The 18,512-nt window shown below is 71.6% G+C and carries 16 protein-coding genes and 2 riboswitches; of the genes, 7 read left to right on the forward strand and 9 right to left on the reverse strand.

Annotated elements, in window-relative coordinates; translation table 11 throughout:
• Positions 1-73 precede the first annotated feature (73 nt).
• Entirely contained in the window at positions 74-847 is a 774-nt protein-coding gene (locus QM809_RS05365) for an SDR family NAD(P)-dependent oxidoreductase (protein WP_415044783.1), read from the reverse strand.
• A gap of 213 nt (positions 848-1,060) precedes the next feature.
• Here QM809_RS05365 and QM809_RS05370 point away from each other — a divergent pair, with 213 nt between their 5' ends.
• On the forward strand, positions 1,061-2,218 hold the full coding sequence (locus tag QM809_RS05370) for a Gfo/Idh/MocA family protein (RefSeq protein ID WP_415044784.1): 1,158 nt from the start codon (positions 1,061-1,063) through the stop codon (positions 2,216-2,218).
• A 303-nt stretch (positions 2,219-2,521) separates the two neighbouring features.
• Here QM809_RS05370 and QM809_RS05375 read toward each other — a convergent pair whose 3' ends face one another.
• On the reverse strand, positions 2,522-3,520 hold the full coding sequence (locus tag QM809_RS05375; RefSeq protein WP_415044785.1) for a sugar phosphate isomerase/epimerase family protein: 999 nt from the start codon (positions 3,518-3,520) through the stop codon (positions 2,522-2,524).
• Between the two features lie 208 nt (positions 3,521-3,728).
• On the reverse strand, positions 3,729-4,931 hold the full coding sequence (locus QM809_RS05380; RefSeq protein WP_415044786.1) for a Gfo/Idh/MocA family protein: 1,203 nt from the start codon (positions 4,929-4,931) through the stop codon (positions 3,729-3,731).
• Between the two features lie 121 nt (positions 4,932-5,052).
• Here QM809_RS05380 and QM809_RS05385 point away from each other — a divergent pair, with 121 nt between their 5' ends.
• Positions 5,053-6,060, forward strand: coding sequence for a LacI family DNA-binding transcriptional regulator (locus QM809_RS05385; protein WP_415044787.1), 1,008 nt, complete (start codon positions 5,053-5,055; stop codon positions 6,058-6,060).
• A gap of 64 nt (positions 6,061-6,124) precedes the next feature.
• Positions 6,125-7,117 (forward strand): inositol 2-dehydrogenase, encoded by a 993-nt coding sequence (gene iolG, locus QM809_RS05390; RefSeq protein ID WP_415044788.1) that lies wholly within the window; start codon positions 6,125-6,127, stop codon positions 7,115-7,117.
• 119 nt (positions 7,118-7,236) lie between these two features.
• Here iolG and QM809_RS05395 read toward each other — a convergent pair whose 3' ends face one another.
• Positions 7,237-8,664 carry an MFS transporter gene (locus tag QM809_RS05395; protein WP_415044789.1) on the reverse strand — a complete coding sequence of 476 codons (1,428 nt, stop codon included), beginning with the start codon at positions 8,662-8,664 and terminating at the stop codon, positions 7,237-7,239.
• Positions 8,665-8,747: 83 nt separating this feature from the next.
• Positions 8,748-8,840, forward strand: a riboswitch (TPP riboswitch).
• 22 nt (positions 8,841-8,862) lie between these two features.
• Here QM809_RS05395 and QM809_RS05400 point away from each other — a divergent pair.
• Positions 8,863-9,522, forward strand: a complete 660-nt coding sequence (locus QM809_RS05400) for a TenA family protein (protein WP_415044790.1) — start codon at positions 8,863-8,865, stop codon at positions 9,520-9,522.
• Positions 9,523-9,584: 62 nt separating this feature from the next.
• On the opposite strand, the gene QM809_RS05405 is transcribed toward QM809_RS05400, so the two are convergent.
• The 5 genes from QM809_RS05405 to QM809_RS05425 form a co-directional block, all read right to left on the reverse strand.
• Complete coding sequence (locus QM809_RS05405) at positions 9,585-10,964, reverse strand: LLM class flavin-dependent oxidoreductase (RefSeq protein ID WP_415044791.1); 1,380 nt, start codon at positions 10,962-10,964, stop codon at positions 9,585-9,587.
• Positions 10,955-11,050: riboswitch (TPP riboswitch) on the reverse strand. It overlaps the preceding gene by 10 nt.
• Before the next feature lie 61 nt (positions 11,051-11,111).
• Positions 11,112-11,981 carry a sugar phosphate isomerase/epimerase family protein gene (locus QM809_RS05410; RefSeq protein ID WP_415044792.1) on the reverse strand — a complete coding sequence of 290 codons (870 nt, stop codon included), beginning with the start codon at positions 11,979-11,981 and terminating at the stop codon, positions 11,112-11,114.
• A gap of 35 nt (positions 11,982-12,016) precedes the next feature.
• Complete coding sequence (locus QM809_RS05415) at positions 12,017-13,030, reverse strand: Gfo/Idh/MocA family protein (RefSeq protein ID WP_415044793.1); 1,014 nt, start codon at positions 13,028-13,030, stop codon at positions 12,017-12,019.
• Positions 13,023-13,832, reverse strand: coding sequence for an SDR family oxidoreductase (locus QM809_RS05420; protein ID WP_415044794.1), 810 nt, complete (start codon positions 13,830-13,832; stop codon positions 13,023-13,025). The genes QM809_RS05415 and QM809_RS05420 overlap by 8 nt, the downstream gene beginning before the upstream one ends.
• A gap of 352 nt (positions 13,833-14,184) precedes the next feature.
• Positions 14,185-15,441 (reverse strand): phytanoyl-CoA dioxygenase family protein, encoded by a 1,257-nt coding sequence (locus tag QM809_RS05425; protein ID WP_415044795.1) that lies wholly within the window; start codon positions 15,439-15,441, stop codon positions 14,185-14,187.
• 85 nt (positions 15,442-15,526) lie between these two features.
• Between QM809_RS05425 and QM809_RS05430 the strand changes: the two genes are divergently transcribed.
• The 3 genes from QM809_RS05430 (at position 15,527) to QM809_RS05440 (ending at position 18,399) form a co-directional block, all read left to right on the forward strand.
• Positions 15,527-16,543, forward strand: coding sequence for a LacI family DNA-binding transcriptional regulator (locus QM809_RS05430; protein ID WP_415044796.1), 1,017 nt, complete (start codon positions 15,527-15,529; stop codon positions 16,541-16,543).
• A gap of 111 nt (positions 16,544-16,654) precedes the next feature.
• A complete protein-coding gene (locus QM809_RS05435) occupies positions 16,655-17,623 on the forward strand; it encodes a sugar phosphate isomerase/epimerase family protein (RefSeq protein WP_415044797.1) in 969 nt (322 codons plus the stop codon).
• On the forward strand, positions 17,620-18,399 hold the full coding sequence (locus QM809_RS05440; protein WP_415044798.1) for a TIM barrel protein: 780 nt from the start codon (positions 17,620-17,622) through the stop codon (positions 18,397-18,399). The genes QM809_RS05435 and QM809_RS05440 overlap by 4 nt, the downstream gene beginning before the upstream one ends.
• The last annotated feature ends 113 nt before the right edge of the window (positions 18,400-18,512 follow it).

The raw sequence follows: 18,512 nt of genomic DNA on the forward strand, positions 1-18,512 counted from the left end.
GAGTTCTCGATCATCGTGGGGGCTCGATCGCCGAGGAGTCTCAGACTCCTTGAGCGGGCACACCGGGAATCGCTCATCCAGGGCGGGTGGTGCCCGCCGCCGCGCCGGTTCCGCCGTCGACCGGCAGGACCACGCCGGTGATGCAGCCGGCGTCCGGGCCGGCCAGATACAGCGCCGCGCGGGCGATGTCCTCCGGTTCGGACATCCGGCCGAGCGCGACCCCGTCGAGCCGAAGGTCGCCGCGGTCCGGGTCGCCGAGCAGGTCCTCGGCCGGCCGGGAACGGGTGAAGGCGGGGGCGATCGCGTTTACCCGGATCCCGTCGCCGCCGAGATCGAGCGCCAGACTCCGGACCAGTCCGCCGACCGCCGCCCGGGTGGTGTTGTAGGCGAACCGGCCCCAGTCGCCGCGCGGGCCGGCGATCGAGGAGACCGCCAGGAAGTTGCCGCGCGATTCGCGCAGCAGCGGTACGGTGAGACGGGCCAGCCGGACCATCGCGTCCACGTCCACCGGGCGGAGGCGCGCTTCGTCGTCGAACGTCTCGCGGCTGCCGGGGCCGCCGGTGCCCGTGTTGGCCACGACGACGTCGAGGCCGCCGAACCGGGTCTGGATCTCGTCGACCGCCGCGGCCAGCCCCGCCGGATCGGTGAGGTCGGTGGTCATCACCATGGTGCGCTCGCGCGGGAAGTCGGCGACGGTCGCGAAGAGCGGTGCGGGCGACCGACCGACGACCGTGACGTCGGCACCCTGCTGGAGGAACGCCCGGGCGATCGCCCGGCCGATCCCGGTGCCGCCGCCCGTGACGAGGACGCTTCGTCCCCGGTAGGGGTAGGTGGCCCAGGCGGTCATCGTCGGACTCCGGGGCGGGTCGCTGTCATGACCCATCCAATCGCACACCGGGGATCGAGCGCAGCGAAAACGCCGGGCCGTCCGGGTCGAGTCGGAATTCCGGCCGATTATTTGTCCTGACAAGTTGGCGAAATGTCTTGAACAACTCGGATCGGCTCTGACATCCTGGGCGAAGCGTTTGCAGTCCTCGTCTCGACCCGGAAGTCGTCCCTCATGGCAGAACAAGAATCCCTCGGCGTCGCCGTCATCGGCATGGGCTGGATGGGCGCGGTGCACTCGCGCGCGTACACCCGGCTGCGCCAGCACTACCCCGACTCGCCCCTCCTGCCGCGGCTGGTCGCCGTCGCCGACGACGTGCCCGGCCGCGCCGCGGAGGGGGCCCGCCAGTACGGCGCCGAGAAGTCCTACGACGACTGGCGTGACGTCCTCGCCGATCCGGACGTCGACGCCGTCTCGGTGACCGTGCCGAACTTCCTGCACGCCGAGATCGGGACGGCGGTCCTGGAATCGGGCAGACACCTGTGGATCGAGAAGCCGGTGGGCCTGAGCACGACCGACGCGCAGGCCGTCGCCGCAGCCGCCGAATCCTCCGGGAAGCAGACCGCGGTCGGCTTCAACTACCGGAACGCCCCGGCCGTCCAGGCGGCGCGCGAGATGGTGGCCGACGGCCGGATCGGCACCCCGACGCACGCCCGGATCCGCCTGTTCAGCGATTACGCCGCGCACCCGGACGGTGCGCTCAGCTGGCGCTATTCGCAGGCGAAGGGCGGCAACGGGGTGCTCGGCGACCTCGCCTCGCACGGCGCCGACCTGGTGCGCTTCCTGCTCGGCGACATCGCCTCGCTGGTCGCCGACACCGCCGTCTTCATTCCGCAGCGTCCGGTGCCGAGCGGAGCCACCAGCGGACATCAGCTCGCGACCGGCGGAGAACCGGGACCGGTGGAGAACGAGGACTACGCGGGCGCGCTGCTGCGGATGACCTCCGGTGCGCGCTGCGTGCTGGAGGCGAGCCGCGTGTCGGTGGGGGAGCAGAACTCGTACGGTTTCGAGATCCACGGGACGGCGGGCGTCGTGCGCTGGGACTACCGGCGCATGGGGGAGCTGGAGCTGGCCTCCGGAGACCGCTACCAGGACGAACCGGTGTCCGCGGTCTTCGTGGGCCCCGGCGCCGGCGAGTACGGGAACTTCCAGCCGGGCGCGGCCAACCCGATGGGCTACGACGACCTCAAGGTGATCGAGGCGCACCGCTTCCTGGCCTCCATCGCCGCCGGCGCCCCGGTCGGTGCGACGATCGACGACGCCGTCTACATGGCGCGGGTGCTCGACGCGATCACCGAATCCACGGCGACGGGGGCGTGGGTGACGCTCTGAGGCGGGACGTTCGCATCGTCGAACCGGGACCTCGCTGATCGAGAGAGCTCTCGCTGATCGAGCGGAGTCGAGATCCTCCCCGCCGGTCGTGAGCGGGAATGCTTCCTTCGCTGATCGAGCGGAGTCGAGAGCTCTCTGTCGGTCGTGAGTGGGGGTGCTTCCTTCGTTGATCGAGCGAAGTCGAGATCTCGACTCCGCTCGATCAACGAGGTGGTGGATCCTCGACCGACGAGCTGGGTCCTCGACCGGCGCGGGGAAAGCCGCTCGATCGGCGAGGGAGGGCGTTCGATCAGCGGGGCCGTCTCACAGGTTCTTCTCCGCGGCGAGCAGCACCTCGGCGGCCGCCTGCAGGCCCTCGATCGGGCCGAACGCGGTGTCCTCGTGCTCGATGTTGCAGGCCATGTCCGGATCCACCCGGTACAGCGCGCGCAGGAAATCGGTCCAGAACTGCGTGTCGTGACCCTGGCCGAGGGCGACGAAGTCCCACGCGGAGTCCTTCGGCCACTCGTTGGCCCACTCGTCGCCGCCGAGGTTCAGCCGGTCCTCGTCCGGGCTCAGGCGGCGGAAACGCTCGTCGAGCACGCCGTAGATCTTCGCGTTCTCGTTGATCCGGACGTCCTTGGCCGCGGCGTGGAACACCCGGTCGCCGAGATGGTCGATCGCCGCGATCGGATCCATCATCTGCCAGAACAGATGACTCGGATCCATCTCGGCGCCCACGTGGTCGGTCCCGACCTGCTCGATCAGGCGCAGCAGGGTCGGCGGATTGAAGACCAGGTTCTGCGGATGCATCTCGATCGCGACCTTCACGTCGTGCTCCTCGGCGAGCTGGGCGATCTCCTTCCAGAAGTCGACGGCGACCGCCCACTGGTAGTCCAAGACGTCCAGCGCACCCGAGTTCCAGGCGTTGACGACCCAGTTCGGGCGGGTCGCGCCGGGCTCGCCGCCCGGCAGACCGGACATGGTGACCACGCGCTTCTGGCCGAGGGCGGCGGCCGCGCGGATGGCCCGGCGCAGATCACCGGCCTGCCGGTCGCCGATCACCGGGTTCGGGTGCAGCGGGTTGCCGTTGACGTTGAGGCCGGCGAGTGCGACGCCCTTCTCCTCGAAGACGCCGAGATACTCCTGCGCGGCGGTCTCCGAGGAGACGATGTCGTCGATCTGCGGGATGTGCACCGGCGGGAGGAAGCCGCCGGCGTTGATCTCTGCGGCGTTGAGCCCGAGATCCTTGATCACGTCGAGGGCCTCGGGGAGCGAGCGGTCGTGCAGGACGGCGGTGTAGACGCCGAGGGTGTGGTTCATGACGGGGTGTCCTTGGTGGTGGGTGGGGGTTCGGTCTCGACTCCGCTCGACCGTCGAAGAGGCCGATTGGCGAGTGGGGTGGTCTCGACTTCGCTTGACCATCGAGGGGGTTCGATCGGCGGGCGGGGTGGTCTCGACTCCGCTCGACCATCGAGGGGGTCGACCATCGAGGGGGGTCGACGGTCGAGGGGGCGACGGTCGAACGGGGTCAGGGGACGGGGATCTCGGCGCCGCCGGCCAGGGCCGACTGGGCGACGGCGTCGAGCAGCAGCATGTTGTGCAGGCCCTCGGCGAAGTCGGCGTTGCGGGGCAGCGAGTCGCTCGCGGGGAGCCCGGCCACCTCTTCGAGGAAGGCGCGCGCCTGGAAGACGAAGCCGTCGTTCTGGCCGATCGCGACGCCGGGTGCGTCCATCGCCAGACCGTCCTTCCAGTACGGGTGCTGCGGGCCGAGCACGACGGTGCGCGTGCCGCGGAGGTCGTCGTCGTCGCCGTCGTCGAGGACGGTGACGTGCACCCGACCCGGATTGCGGAAGTCGAACGACGCCGAGCCGCCGGTGCAGAAGACCTCGAACTTGAGCGTGTTCGGGTGGCCGGGGGCCACGCGGGAGACCTGCAGCGAGCCGGTGCCGCCGCCGACGTAGTCGACGAAGAAGCCCGCGACGTCGTCGTTCTCCACCGGCTCCCGCTCGTCGGAGACGGCGCCGCCCTCGTGGCCGATCACCTGGCCGAGCGGCGTGGGTCGCGTCGGGTGGGCGGTGTGCAGGGTGCCGCCGCGGACGGCGCGGACCCGTCCGCCGAAGAGCTCCCCGATGTAGCTGAGGTGGCTGCCCACGTCGGCGAGCGCGCCGGTGCCGGGGCCGCCCTTGAACCGCCAGCTGATCGGCCCGTTCGGGTCGCACGCGTAGTCGGTCCAGTACTCGCCGTCGAAGTTCACGAACTCGCCGAGCCGGCCGCTCGCCACCAGGTCGCCGAGGAAGGCGATGCCCGGGGAACGCAGGAAGGTCAGGCCGATCCGGGCGACGAGGCCCTGCCCGGCCGCGGCCTCGGCGGCCGTGACCATCGCCTGCGCGTCGGCGATGCTCGCGGCGAGCGGCTTCTCGCACAGCACGTGTTTGCCCGCGGCGAGGAGGGCCTCGACGATCTCGCGGTGCAGGTGGTTCGCGACCACGACGCTCACCACGTCGACGTCGTCGGCGGCGGCGATCGCCTGCCACGACGTGTCGTGCCGTTCGAAGCCGAAGCGCCGGGCGGCCTCGGCGGCGACCGGTTCGTACGCGTCGGCGATCGACACCAGGCGGACCGGCGGGAGGCCGGGTCCGAAGGTCGCGGTGGCCTGCCGGTAGGCGGCGGCGTGAGCCTTGCCCGCCATGCCGGCACCGATCACGGCGACGCCGATGCCGTCCTTGCTCATGACTCTCCAGGGGTGACTACGTTGGGGTGTTGGACCGCTCCAACAGAGCGTGCTCCAGATTGTGGTCTGGATTACTATGTCCTGTCAATAGGTCTTTGGAATGTCCGTGGGAAGGGGTGGCATGGCCGCCAGGCGTCCGACCATCTACGACGTCGCGAAAGCGGCGGGCGTCTCGAAGTCGTTGGTCTCACTGGTCCTGCAGGACTCGCCGAAGGTCGGGGACGAGTCGCGGCGCGCCGTGCAGGAGGCCATCGCCGCGCTCGGCTACCGGCCGTCGCGGGCCGCGGCGAACCTCGCGGCAGGCCGCACCAGGGTGGTCGGCGTGCTGATCGACGACTTCACCAACCTGTGGTTCGTGGACATGGTGCGCGGGCTGCACGCCGCTCTCGGCCCGGGCGGGTACCGCCTCAGCGTCGTCGACATCGCCACCGACGACCAGGCGGAGGACCCGGTCGAGCAGTTCCTGTCCATGCGGGTCGACGGCATGGTGGTCGGCACCGATCCGCCGCGCGCGCTGGTCGGCGACGGGCTGCCGCCGATCGTCGTCGTCGGCACGCGCGAGGTGCCCGCCGACGGCGCCGGTTTCGACGCCGTCGCCAACGACGACGCCGAAGGCGGCCGCCTGGTCGCCCGTCACCTGGTGGAACTCGGCCATCGACGGCTCGGTCATCTCGCGGCCGGATCCGGCGCCGGGCGGGCGCGGCGGGCGGCGTTCGAGGCGGAGGCGCGATCGCTGGGAGCCCGGGTGGTCTCGACCGCGGGCGTGATGCCGGTGTCCGACGAGGCGGGCTACGACGGAGCGACGGCGCTGCTGGCGGAGGATCCTGGGATCACCGCGCTGTTCGCGGCGAACGACGTCCTGGCGGTGGGCGCACTCGCGGCGGCCCGCGACCTCGGCCGCGACGTGCCCGCCGACCTGTCGGTGGTCGGGTACGACGACACCTCGCTGGCGGCGGCGCGGCTGGTCGGGCTGACCACCGTCGACGACCTGAGCTTCGAGGTGGGCCGGCGGTCCGGTGCGCTGCTCCTGGACCGCATGCGCGGCGGGGCGGCGGCACCGTCGCGCGTGCGGCTGCCGCCGGAGCTCACCGTCCGCGGCACCACCGCACCGGTGCGGGGAGATTCGTGACGCGGCACACCCCGGCCGGTGTACCTTTTGTTCAGACATAAGAACTTACCTTCGGAGGTTTTCCATGAAGCGCATCGGTCTGCTCGGCTGCGGCCGTATCGGCCAGGTCCACGCGGCGTCGGTCGCGGCGAGTGCTCGTGCCGAGCTGGCCGCGGTCTTCGACCCCTTCGAGGAATCGGCCCGGGCGGTCGCACAGGCCTACGGCGCCGCCGCGCACACCTCGCCGGAGCCGATCCTCGACGATGAGTCGATCGACGCCGTGATCGTCGCCTCGCCGACCCCCACCCACATCGATCTGCTGACCCGCGCCGTGCAGCGCGGCAAGGGCGTGCTGTGCGAGAAGCCGATCGACCTGGATCTGGCGCGCGTGGATGCGTGTCTGGACGAGCTCGGCGAGCTGACCGACCGCGTGATGCTCGGCTTCAACCGGCGGTTCGATCCCTCGTTCGCCGACGTCCGGGCCCGGGTGGCGACCGGCGAGATCGGGAACCTGGAGCAGCTCACCATCATCAGCCGCGACCCGGCCGCACCGCCCGCCGGTTACGTGGAGACCTCCGGCGGACTCTTCCGCGACATGATGATCCACGACCTCGACATGGCGCGGTTCTTCCTCGGCGACGTCGCCGAGGTGACCGCGCTCGGGTCCAACCTGATCTCCCCGGAGATCGCCGCGGCCGGCGACGTCGACGGTGCGGTGGTGACCCTGCGGAGCGTGGACGGCCGGCTCGCGACGATCACCAACTCCCGGCGCTGCGCCTACGGCTACGACCAGCGGCTGGAGGCGTTCGGCGAACTGGGCGCCCTCGAGGCCCGCAACCAGCACCCGACCAGCGTCCGGTTCTCCGGCGCGCAGGCGACGGAGTCGGCACCGCCCATCCACCACTTCTTCCTGGACCGCTACACCCCCGCCTACCGCGCCGAGTTCGAGGCCTTCGTGACCGCGCTGGAGACCAGCGAGAAGCCGTCGCCGGGCTTCGGCGACGGTCGCGCGGCGCTGGTCCTGGCCGACGCGGCGGGCGAGAGCCTGCGCACCGGCCGCACCATCACGATCGGCTGACCCGCCGCGCGGAACATCGTCCGTGAGCGGTCCGCGGAGGGCGTATCGCCGCCGCTGCTCCGCCGCCGGACGATGTTCTGCGCGCTCTCCGCGCGGATCCGCGGAACGACGCTCCGGGCTCAGCGGCGGGCGGCCCGGTGGCCGGCGTCGGCGGGCAGGCGCAGGGCGCCGACCAGGGGCAGCAGCATGATCGCGGCGGCGACGACGAAGGCCAGCCGGTAGGGGAGCGCGGGGTCGTCGTGCATCCGCTCGGCGCCGGTGGGGACGGCATCGGTGAGGGCGATGCCGATCCGGACGGCGAGCGCCGCGACGGCCGTGCCGAGTGCGGTGCCGACCTGCTGCAGCGTGGCGCTGAGGGTGTTCGCATCGGAGAGCTGTGCGGGCGGGACGTCGGCGAACTGCACGGTGTTGTACGCGCTGAAACCGATCGACCGGAACACGCCGCCGAGGAACAGCAGCCCGACGGTCAGCCAGACCGGGGTGCTCGCGGTGATGAAGGCGAACACGCCCAGCAGCAGCACTCCGGCGACGTTCGACCAGATCAGCGTCGTGCGGAAACCGAGCCGCCGGATGATCGGCGTCGTGAACGGTTTGACGCCGAGGTTGCCGGCGAACACGGTGGTGATCACCGCACCGGCCGCGGCCGCACTCCAGCCGAAGCCCGCCTGGAACAGCAGGGCGAACAGGAACGGCGCGGCGGTGATCATCATCCGGTAGACGCTGCCGCTGACGTTGCCCACCCGGAACGTGACGATGCGGAGCACGTGCGTGTCGAACAGCGGGTGCTCCCGGCGGCGCATGGTGCTCGCCGCACCGGCCGCCAGCGCGAGGGCGGCTCCGAGCAGGATCGCGACGAACCCGGGGGCGCCCGTCGAGGCGATCTCGACGGCGCCGGTGAGGCAGGTGATCGCTCCGGCGATCAGGAAGAAGCCGGTCCGGTCCAGCGGTGTGCGCGCGGCGGGCGCATGATGCGGAACCAGTCGCAGGCCGGCCGCGGCGAGACCGATGCCGATCGGCACGTTGATCAGGAAGATCCACTCCCAGCCGAGCGTGTCGGCGAGGAGTCCGCCGAGGAACGGGGCGGCGACGGGGGCGATCAGCGACGGCCAGGTGAGGTAGGCCATCGCCGCCAGCAGGTGGACCGGTCTCAGGTCGCGCAGCACGGCCAGGCGTCCGATCGGGATCAGCAGCGCCCCGGCGATGCCCTGGAACGCGCGGAACACGCAGAGCCACAGCAGGTCCGGGGCCAGGGCGCACGCCACCGAGGCGGCGGTGAAACCGGCGATCGCCCACAGGAAGGTGCGGCGCGTGCCGAACCGGTCGGCGAGCCAGCCGGTGACTGGGACGACGATCGCCACCGCCAGCAGATAGGCCACCATGGCCGTGTTCACCGACTCCGGCGCGACGCCGAAGTCCCGGCCGATCGCCGGGGCGGCGGTCGCCAGGACGGTGCCGTCCAGGTTCTCCATGAACAGCGCGCCCGCCGCGAGCAGGGCGAGCGGCCGGGAGAACCCCGCCTCGTCGTCGGACCTCGGACGCCACCTCACCCTTGAAATGTTAGGACAAATGAGAGTGAATGAGAGGACATGAGTTCGGCGAGCCTGCTCCGGAGGACGGTGAGCTATTCTGAGCGCCGGACACGGGGTGCCCGACGAGGGCTGAGATCACACCCGTCGAACCTGATCGAGCGGAGACTCGCGGAGGGATGTCGAGGGCATGAGCACCCAGGAACGGGAGCGGAGCAGATGACTCTGTTCGACGATCTGAAGGCTGCGATCGGGGCGGACTGGCCCGCCTACACCGAGCACGAGTTCGTGCACGAGCTCGGCGCGGGCACCCTGCCGCTGCCGGTGTTCCAGGACTACCTCGTGCAGGACTACCTGTTCCTCGTGCAGTTCGCTCGCGCGAACGCGCTCGCCGCCTACAAGAGCCGCAGCCTGGCCGACATCGTCGATGCGAGCCGGGCGCTCAGCGCGATCCTCCACGAGACGGAGCTGCACCGTCGTCTCACCGCGAGCTGGGGCATCGCCGCGGAGGAGCTGGATCGGGCGCCGGAGAAGCAGGCGACGGTCGCCTACACCCGGTACGTGCTCGACTGCGGCATGTCCGGAGACCTGCTCGACCTGCACGTCGCGCTCGCCCCGTGCACGATCGGCTACGCCGAGATCGGGACGGCGCTCGATCCGGCGCGGCGGTCGCGGCCGGATCACCCGTACGCGGAGTGGATCGCCGAGTACGCGGGCGGCGACTTCCAGGACGCGGCCGGGGCCGCGGTCGCGCGGCTGGACGCGCTCGCCGGCGGCCCCGTCACCGGACCGCGGTTCGACGCGCTGGTGGACGTCTTCCGGGCCGCGACCCGGCTCGAGGCCGACTTCTGGCAGCAGGCCCTCGACTCGACGCGGTGACTCCGGGCGAGGACCTCGGGGCGATGAACCAGGCGACCGCTGCCGCGTGCTCCGGCGCCTCCTCAGCGGCGGTACGCGGCGCCCGGATGCGCGGCCGGTAGCCGGTCGCCGGCGCCGAACATCCGTGCGCGCAGGGTGCCGGGCTCGGCCTCGGTCGGATAGCGGCCGCGGCGCTGCAGCACCGGCACGAGGTGTTCGACGACGTCCTCCCAGGTGCCGGGATTCAGCGCGTAGGCGAGGTTGAACCCGTCGACGTCGGTCTCGGCGACGAACCGTTCCAGCGCATCCGCGACGGTCTCCCCCGAGCCGACGACCACCGGCCCGCCCGTCGCATTGATCCGGGCGCTGTCGCGCAGCGTCCAGCGCCCGTCGGCGTCCGCGGCTCCCGACAGGCTCGACACCGTGGTCTGGATCGCGTTCGTCTCCACCGGATCCAGCGGCGCATCGAGGTCCCGCCGGGAGAGATCGATCCCCGACCAACCCGAGTTGAGCACGAGATTGCCCGTCTCGGAGGCGTAGGAGAAGACGTCGCGGTGCTTCGCCGCGGCCGACTCGTCGGTCGCATCGACCACGACGGTGAGCAGGGAGTAGATGCGGGCCGCATCCCGACCGCGCCCGGCCGCCTCGAGGCCCGCGCGGATCCGGGCCACCTGCTCGCGGGTCTGGGTGAGCGTGGGGGCGGCGACGAAGATCGCCTCGGCGTGCGCGGCCGCGAAACGGATTCCGCGCTCGGAGGCCCCGGCCTGGTAGATCACGGGTGTGCGCTGGGGCGACGGCTCGCACAGGTGTACGCCGGGCACCGTGAAGTACTCGCCTTCGTGGCCGATCGGATGCACCTTGGCGGGGTCGGCGAAGGTGTCGCGGGAGGCGTCGAGCACCACGGCGTCCTCCTCCCAGGAACCCTCCCACAGCTTGTAGAGCACCTCGAGGTACTCGTCGGCGTGGTCGTAGCGCTCGTCGTGGGAGAGCTGGTCCCGCGCGCCGAGATTCTGCGCGGCGCTCTTCAGATAGCCCGTCACCACGTTCCATCCGATGCGGCCGCCGGTGAGGTGGTCGAGCGTCGACATGCGTCGCGCGAAGGTGTACGGATGCTCCGCCGCGGTGCTCGCGGTGACGCCGAACCCGAGGTTCTCGGTGACCGCCGCCATCGCGCTCACCAGCATCATCGGATCGTTCATCGGGATCTTCGCCGCGGTCCGCAGCGCGGCGTCCGCGCTGCCGCCGTACACGTCGTAGGGGCCGAGGGCGTCGGCGAGGAAGATCCCGTCGAACAGCCCGTCCTCCAGCAGTCGTGCCAGCCGGGTCCAGTGCGCCAGGCTCGTGTAGTCGCGGGACCGGTCGTCCGGATGCCGCCAGAGTCCGGGGATCTGGTGCCCGACGCCGTTGACGGCGAAGGCGTTGAACCGGATTCGGCGTGCCTGAGTTGAGCGTGCGCGAGGCATTCGGACATTCCCTTCGCCAGTGCTGACTGGAGCAGGTTCGACGGGTGTGATCTCAGCCGCCGAGCGCGGCACCCCGTGTCATCGTCAGCCACCCTAACGCATCGGTCGCCGTCTCCGGCGCCTCGATCGACGGCGCCGGGCCCGGAGTCACGACAGCGCCGCGGCGAGCACCTCCAGAGCCGTGTCGCGGGCATCGGTCAGGGCGACGGTCACGTCCTCGGCGCGGTGCTCGTCGGACAGGATCTCCACGCCCCACGGGCCGGTCCAGCCGACGTCGGCGAGCGTCCGGATCAGGCCGATCAGGTCGAAGGCTCCCCGACCGCAGAGCCGGCGGCGGTCGCGGGTGTCCTCGAAGAGCGTGCCGACCGGATCGGCGTCGGCGTCGTTCAGCTCGACGCCGAACAGGATGTCCGACGACAGGCAGGCCCGCAGATCGGGCAGCGACGTGTCCGCACGGAAGACGTGCCAGGCGTCGACGATCACCCCGCAGTTCGGCCGGTCGACCGCGCGCACCAGGTCGGCGCCCAGCGGGATCGACGAGATCATCGAGAAGGGCATCGGTTCCAGGGTCAGGCGCAGGCGGTGCTCGGCGGCCTCGTCGGCCAGATCGCGCAGGGGCGCGACGAGCGGGTCGATCGAGTCCAGCGGCGCGCCGAACGCGGTCCCGATCTTCATGGTGCCCGCCCGCAGCCCGTCGGCCGCGGCGAACAGCAGCGACCGGACCCGGTCCGACGCCGCCCGCGCCCGGCCGGTCTCCCACCAGTCGCCGAGCAGCTCGACGTCGACGGAGCGCAGCCCGGCCGCGTCGATCGCCGCGCGCACGGCCGGGAACCCGATGCCGTCGGCGATGTGCCGCAGATCGTCCTGGGCCAGGCCCAGACCCGACCAGCCGGTGGCGCCGATCGCGGCGATCCGCTCCAGGACGTCGACCGGGCTCACCTCGCTCTCGGCGAGCGGGACGACGTCGCCCGCACTGGTCCAGCAGGTGGCGATCAGGTCGAACGGAGAATCTGACACGGGGTCTCCTTCACGGGTCACGGGTCGGTTCGGGGTCAGCGGGGCGGGAGGCCCGCGGCGCGGTAGACGTCGTCGATCATCGCCATGTTCGCGACGGCGTCGTCGAGCCCGAGGATCGTCGGTTCGCCGGTGCGGATCGCCCGGGCGAACGCCTCGAGCTGACAGGTGTACGTCGATCGGCTCGGCACCCGCTCGACGGTCTCGGCGCCGTCGACGACGACGGTCAGGCGGTCGTCGCGGTGCGGACCGAGGAAGTCGTGCAGCGTCACCGACCCGCGGTCGCCGACGTAGGTGAGACGGAAGTCGAAGCGGTCGCCGAGCATCGACACCCGGCCGCGGCCCGCGGCGCCGCCGGGGTAGCCGACGTCGAACGTGCACGCCGCGTCGACGTCGTCCGAGTGCATCGCGCAGCGGGCGGACCCGACCTCGGGGGCCTCGCCGATCAGCTCGCCGAACATCCGGAACACGTGGATCGCGTAGCAGCCGAGGTCCATCACCGCACCGCCGGCGAGACGGTAGTCCCAGCGCGGGTCGCCCGCGGGCGGGGTCGGCATGGACATCTCGACCTCGACGCGCCGGACCGGTCCGATCCGGCCGTCGCCGAGGATCTCCACGGCCCGCCGATACCCGGGATGGAACGGGTAGTGGAAGCCCTCGAGGAACGGGATGCCCGCGGCCCGGACGTCCGCGGCCACCTCGGCGGCCTCGACGGCGTTCGACGCGAACGGCTTCTCGCTCAGCAACGCCTTGCCCGCCGCGGCGACCCGCCTGTTCCACGGTCCGTGCAGCGCGTTCGCGAGCGGGTTGTAGACCAGCTCCACCTCGGGGTCGGCGAGCAGATCCTCGTAGGAGTCGACGACCCGCTCGATGCTGTGCCTTGCCGCATAGGCCTCGGCCTTCGCACGATCCCGGGCCGCGACCGCGACGATCCGATGCCCCAGCGCGGCCGCCGGACCGATGATCGCGTCCGGACCGATCCGGGCCGCGCCGAGGATCCCGATGCGCAGCGGCTCGATCGGCGTCGCGTCGGCCGCGGTCGGGTCAGTCATGAGCGCCGACCACGTACTGATCCCAGTCGAGCACCGAACCGGTGACCACCCCGCAGCGGTCCGACAGCAGGAAGACGACGAAGCGGGCGGTGTCCTCCGGCTGATTCAGCCGACCCATCGGCAGCCGCGCGGCGGCCTGGGCGGCCCAGTCGTCGTCGGCGTCGTGGAAACGCTTCTGGATCGCCGCCTCCCCCTCGGTCTGCGTCCAGCCGATGTTGACCCCGTTGATCCGGATCCGGTCGAAGCGGTGGGCGTAGGCCGCGTTCCGGGTGAGACCGGCCAGGCCCGCCTTGGCGGCGGAGTACGGCGCGAGGTACGGCTGTCCGGCGTGGGCGGCCATCGAGATGATGTTGACGATGCTGCCGCCCGGGATCCCGTGTGCTTCGTCGGCGGCCTCGTTCTGGGCGAGCATCCGTTTCACGGCGGCCTGCATGGTGAAGAACGGGCCGCGGAGATTGATCGCGATGTGCTCGTCGAACAGTTCCGGGGTGGTGTCGAGGAGGGTGCCGCGCGTGGTGAGCCCCGCGGCGTTGCACAGTCCGTCGAGCCGGCCGAACTCGGCCACGGCGGCGTCCACCGACGCGGCGGCCGAGTGCGGATCGGCGACGTCGGCCCGCACGAACGCGACCCGGGCGCCGCCGGCGAGCAACTCGTCGCGCAGGGCTTCGCCGATCTCCGGGCGGCGGCCGCTGAAGGTCACCGAGGCTCCCGCCGCCGCGGCGGCTCGGACGACGGCGGCGCCCACACCCTGGGTGCCGCCGCTGACGAGAATCGACTTCCCGTCCAGTATTTGTTCGGTCATATTTACTTTCTAGTCGATGTGATCTCGACTCCGCTCGATCACCGAGGAACGGGCTCGATCGGTGAGGAACGGGCTCCATCGGCGGGGAACGGGCTCCATCGGCGGGGAACGGGCTCGATCACCGGGAACGGGCTCGATCAGTGGGGAACGAGCTCGATCGGGGTGGGAGGGGAGGGGGTCGATCGGCGGGGGACGGGTGATCTCGACTCCGCTCGATCATCGAAAGGACGTCTCGATCATCGAAAGGACGTCTCGATCATCGAAAGGACGTCTCGATCATCGAGAGGATGTCTCGATCGACGAGGAACGAGGCTCGACCCTCGGACGGGCGGCTCGATCGGGGTGGGGAGGTTCAGGGGCGGTGGCGGGCGTCGAGGGCGGCGAGTTCGGCGGCGAAGGCGTCGGCGTCCCAGCCGGCGTCCAGGGCGCGGCGGGTGAGCTCAGCCTGGGTCTCGCCGTGCATGCCGTCCAGCGGCTGGTCCAGATCCAGGTTCGACGGGAAGGCGTAGCCCTCGGCGCTCGCCGCGATCACGTTCTCGGCGGCCCGGCGACTGTCGCCGTTCGGCCCGCTCGCTTCGCTCCCGGCGCCGGTCGCCCACAGCTCGACGAGGGCGGGGTACACCGCCCGGACCAGCGCGGAGCGGTCCACCGACTCCATCGCGCGGCCGAACGCCGAACTCACCTGCAACAGGTTGGCCATGCGGGCGATGTCGCTCGACACGTTGCTGCCCGCCGCGTGGAAGAGCGCCGGATTGAAGAACACCGCGTCCCCGGCGCGCAGCGGCAGCTGGACGTAGTTCTCCTCGAAGTACTCGCGGAACTCGGGCAGGTTGAAGGCGAGGTAGCCCAGCTCGTAGCGCTGCGAGTAGGGCAGGTACATGGTGGGGCCGGACTCCAGCGGCATGTCGACGTGGGCGACGGCGCCCTGCAGGGTGAGCGCCGGGGAGACGCGGTGCACGTTCAGCGGGAAGCGCGCCGCGGTCGCCGGCTCCATGAAGCCCAGGTGGTAGTCGCGGTGCGGCTGCTGGGCGACGCCGCCGGGGTTCACCACGTTGATCGCCGAGGTCACCTGGTACATCGGGCCGAGCCACGATTCGCTGATCAGGGCCAGGACGTCGTTGGCGTAGTAGCGGGCGAAGAGCGCGGGATCGCGCTCGGCCAGCTTGCCGAGGGCGTTCCAGATCCGGTCGTTGACGCCGTTGGCGGCGAAGTGGTCGCCGCTCGTGGCTCCGGCGGCCCGCTGCTCGGCGACCATCGCGGTGAAGGCCGCGGTGGTCTCGGCCAGCGCGGACTCCTCGCCGAAGGCGCCGGCGAAGACGACGATGCCCGGCCCGGTGAACAGGGCCTGGGCCAGCTCGTCCTGGAGGGCGAGTCGACGCTGCGGGTCGGCGGCGACGGCGCGGACGTCGGCGGCGTCGTAGAAGAGGACGCCCCGCTCGGTGCGGGCGGCGTGCGGGTATTCGGCCGGGTCGGTCTCGGCGGCGAGGGCGGCGACGAAGTCGTCCAGGCGGCAGTCGGCGGGACCGATCCGGCGGGCGGACGGAACGGTGGACGGGGCGAGCGTGGTGGACGAGGCGGTGGACTGGGCGGAGGGCGGAGCGATGGTCATGCCCTCGATGGTGGTCTGTCCGGGGAGGGTGCGGAAGACGGAGAATCCCTCAAGAATCCCTCAGCGCGGGCGCATGATGATCCGCATGCCCCATCGTTTTCCGGTCCGGGAGATCGCCCTGCAGGCCGGCGTCAGCGAGGCGACCGTCGACCGCGTGCTGCACGGACGGCCCGGGGTCCGGCCCGGAACCGTCCTGCAGGTGGAGCAGGCGATCGCCGAACTCGACGCGCAGCGCACGCAGCTGCGGCTGTCGGGTCGGCGGTTCATGCTCGACGTCGTGATGGAGACCCCGCAGCGGTTCTCCGCGCTGACTCGCCGGTCGCTCGAAGCCGAACTGCCCGCGCTGCGGCCCGCGGTGTTCCGGGCGCGGTATCGCGTGGCCGAACGCTGGGCTCTGCCCGATCTGATCGCCGAACTCGACGGGATCGCCCGCCGGGGCAGCCACGGCGTGCTGCTCAAGGCGCCGGACGTGCCCGAGGTGGCCGAGGCGATCGGTCGTCTGGCGCGGGCCCGCATCCCGGTGGTCACCTTCGTCACCGACGTCCCGGCGAGTCTGCGCCTGGCCTACGTCGGCCTGGACAACCGCGCCGCCGGCGCCACCGCCGCCTATCTGCTCGCGCGACTCATGCACGGCAGGTCCGGCAGCGTGCTCGCGATGACCAGCGGGAGCGACTTCCGCGGCGAATCCGAGCGCGAGGCGGGTTTCGCCGCGACCCTCGCCCGGATCGACCCGGACCGGCCGATCGTCGAGATCGTCTCGGACGGGCTCGACGAGACCGCGCGGCGGCGCACGGCCGCGGCGCTGGCCGCGCACGACGACCTCGCCGCCGTCTACTCGATCGGCGGCGGCAACCGCGGCCTGCTCGCCGCCTTCGACGCGGCCGGTCGCGAATGCGCGGCCTTCGTCGCGCACGACCTGACCCCGGACGACGTCGAACTGCTCGAGGCGGGCCGGATCAGCGTCGTGCTGCATCACGATCTGCGGGCGGACCTGCGCGACGCGGCGCGCGCCCTGATGGGGTTCCACGGCGCGCTGCCGGAGTTCCGTCCGCGCCCGGCGTCGGTGGCCGTCGTGACGCCGTACAACCTGCCCGCGCGATGACGGCATCGTCGGTGGCGCGAAGCGCCCTCGGGAGAGGACATATTTGATGTAATGTCCGGACTAATTGCCGTACCGCAGGGGTGCGGCGCACGACGTCGACAGGAGAGCGCTGTGCAACTCGGACTCGTCACGGACTCGCTGGGGTCCCGATCCCTCGACGAGGTCTTGGACTTCGCCGCCGCCGAGGGGCTGGACACCGTCGAGATCGCCACCGGGAACTGGTCGACGGGGCCGCACTGCGACCTCGCCGCGCTGACCCGCGATCCGGCGGCGCGGAGGGAGCTGGCGGACCGGATCGCCGACCGCGGACTCACGCTGAGTGCGCTCAACGCGAACGGCAATCAGCTGCACCCGGTGACCGGGCCCGCGCACGACCGCGTGGTCCGCGACAGCATCGAGGTCGCGGGCGAGATGGGCGTGCCCACCGTCGTGCTGATGTCCGGTCTGCCGGGCGCCCGCGGCGACTCCGCGCCCAACTGGATCGTCACCTCCTGGCCGCCGGAGACGCAGGAGATCCTCGACTACCAGTGGAACGAGGTGGCGCTGCCGTACTGGACCGAGCTCGCCGAGTTCGCCCGGGCGCGCGGGGTGCGGCTGGCCGTGGAGATGCACGGACACCAGCTGGTCTACAACCCGGCCACCCTGCTGCGCCTGCGCGAGGCCGTCGGCGCCGACGTCGTGGGCGCCAACCTCGACCCGTCGCACCTGATGTGGATGGGCGCCGACCTCCTCGCGACGGTGGAGGCCCTCGGCTCGGCGATCCATCACGTGCACGCCAAGGATGCGCGCATCGTGCGTCGCAACGCCGGGCCGAACGGGGTCCTCGACACCCTTCCGCCGGACCGGGCCGACGAACGGTCGTGGAACTTCGTGACCATCGGGCTCGGCCATCCGGGCGGGGCCGGCTTCTGGTCCGAGTTCTGCTACGCCCTGTGCGGCGCCGGTTACGACGGCCCGCTCAACATCGAGCACGAGGACATGCTGGTCGGCTCCGAGGAAGGCGTACGACGATCCGTCGCCGTCCTGCGCGGCGCCGTGCTGCGCGACGCGCCCGACTGGAAGCCGCAGGCGATCCGATGAGCGACATCCGACTGGCCGCCTGCGCGGAGATGCTCTTCTGCGACCTCGACTTCCTCGACCGGGTCCGGCGTATCGCCGACCGCGGTCTGCTGGTGGAGATCTGGGACTGGAGCACCAAGGACGTCGATGCGCTCGCCGCCTCCGGGGCCGAGTTCTCGTCGATGACGGGGTACCTCACCGGCGACCTGACGACGCCGGACGGCATCGCCGCGCTGCTGGAGAGCGCCGCGGCCTCGCTGCCGATCGCCGAGCGGCTCGGCTGCCCGCGGCTCAACCTGCACGGCACCGGACTCGGCGAGGGCGGGCTGCCGGTCCGGCCGGTCGAGGTGGTGACGCCGCAGATGTGGCTGACGGCCGCCGACACCCTGCACCGGGTGGCCGAGCTCGGCGCCGCCGCCGGCCGCACGTTCGTGCTGGAGAACCTCAATCTGGCCGTCGACCATCCGGGCACGCCGTTCGCCCGCGCCGCGGACACCCTGGCCCTGGTGCGCGCGGTGGATCACCCGAACCTGCGGCTCAATCTGGATCTCTACCATGCCCAGATCGGCGAGGGGAACCTGATCTCGCTGGTCACCGAGGCGCTGCCGTACATCGGGGAGATCCAGGTGGCCGACGTACCGGGCCGCAGGGAGCCCGGCACCGGCGAGATCAACTACCGCGCGGTGGCGGATGCGCTGCGCGCCCTCGGCTACGACGGCGTGGTGGGCATGGAGGCGTGGGCCTCCGGCGACTCCGATGCCGCCCTGGACGCCTTCGTCGCCGCCTTCGCCGGATAGCCGCCTTCGCCGGACGGCGGACCCGAACCGAACCGCCGCCGCGGGGTCGTCGTGCCTGGTATGTCTGATGCCGGGCACCGCCCGCGGCGGCTTCGGCGATGCCGCGATCGGCG

Origin of the sequence: Gordonia sp. (in: high G+C Gram-positive bacteria), from assembly GCF_047600385.1 — a bacterium.
Classification (GTDB): Bacteria; Actinomycetota; Actinomycetes; order Mycobacteriales; family Mycobacteriaceae; genus Gordonia.

Excerpts from the sequence above, each read along its gene's own strand:
- QM809_RS05365 (WP_415044783.1), bottom strand. The coding sequence starts at position 847 with ATGACCGCCTGGGCCACCTACCCCTACCGGGGACGAAGCGTCCTCGTC.
- QM809_RS05370 (WP_415044784.1), top strand. The coding sequence starts at position 1,061 with ATGGCAGAACAAGAATCCCTCGGCGTCGCCGTCATCGGCATGGGCTGG.
- QM809_RS05375 (WP_415044785.1), bottom strand. The coding sequence starts at position 3,520 with ATGAACCACACCCTCGGCGTCTACACCGCCGTCCTGCACGACCGCTCG.
- QM809_RS05380 (WP_415044786.1), bottom strand. The coding sequence starts at position 4,931 with ATGAGCAAGGACGGCATCGGCGTCGCCGTGATCGGTGCCGGCATGGCG.
- QM809_RS05385 (WP_415044787.1), top strand. The coding sequence starts at position 5,053 with ATGGCCGCCAGGCGTCCGACCATCTACGACGTCGCGAAAGCGGCGGGC.
- iolG (WP_415044788.1), top strand. The coding sequence starts at position 6,125 with ATGAAGCGCATCGGTCTGCTCGGCTGCGGCCGTATCGGCCAGGTCCAC.
- QM809_RS05400 (WP_415044790.1), top strand. The coding sequence starts at position 8,863 with ATGACTCTGTTCGACGATCTGAAGGCTGCGATCGGGGCGGACTGGCCC.
- QM809_RS05405 (WP_415044791.1), bottom strand. The coding sequence starts at position 10,964 with ATGCCTCGCGCACGCTCAACTCAGGCACGCCGAATCCGGTTCAACGCC.
- QM809_RS05415 (WP_415044793.1), bottom strand. The coding sequence starts at position 13,030 with ATGACTGACCCGACCGCGGCCGACGCGACGCCGATCGAGCCGCTGCGC.
- QM809_RS05420 (WP_415044794.1), bottom strand. The coding sequence starts at position 13,832 with ATGACCGAACAAATACTGGACGGGAAGTCGATTCTCGTCAGCGGCGGC.
- QM809_RS05425 (WP_415044795.1), bottom strand. The coding sequence starts at position 15,441 with ATGACCATCGCTCCGCCCTCCGCCCAGTCCACCGCCTCGTCCACCACG.
- QM809_RS05430 (WP_415044796.1), top strand. The coding sequence starts at position 15,527 with ATGCCCCATCGTTTTCCGGTCCGGGAGATCGCCCTGCAGGCCGGCGTC.
- QM809_RS05440 (WP_415044798.1), top strand. The coding sequence starts at position 17,620 with ATGAGCGACATCCGACTGGCCGCCTGCGCGGAGATGCTCTTCTGCGAC.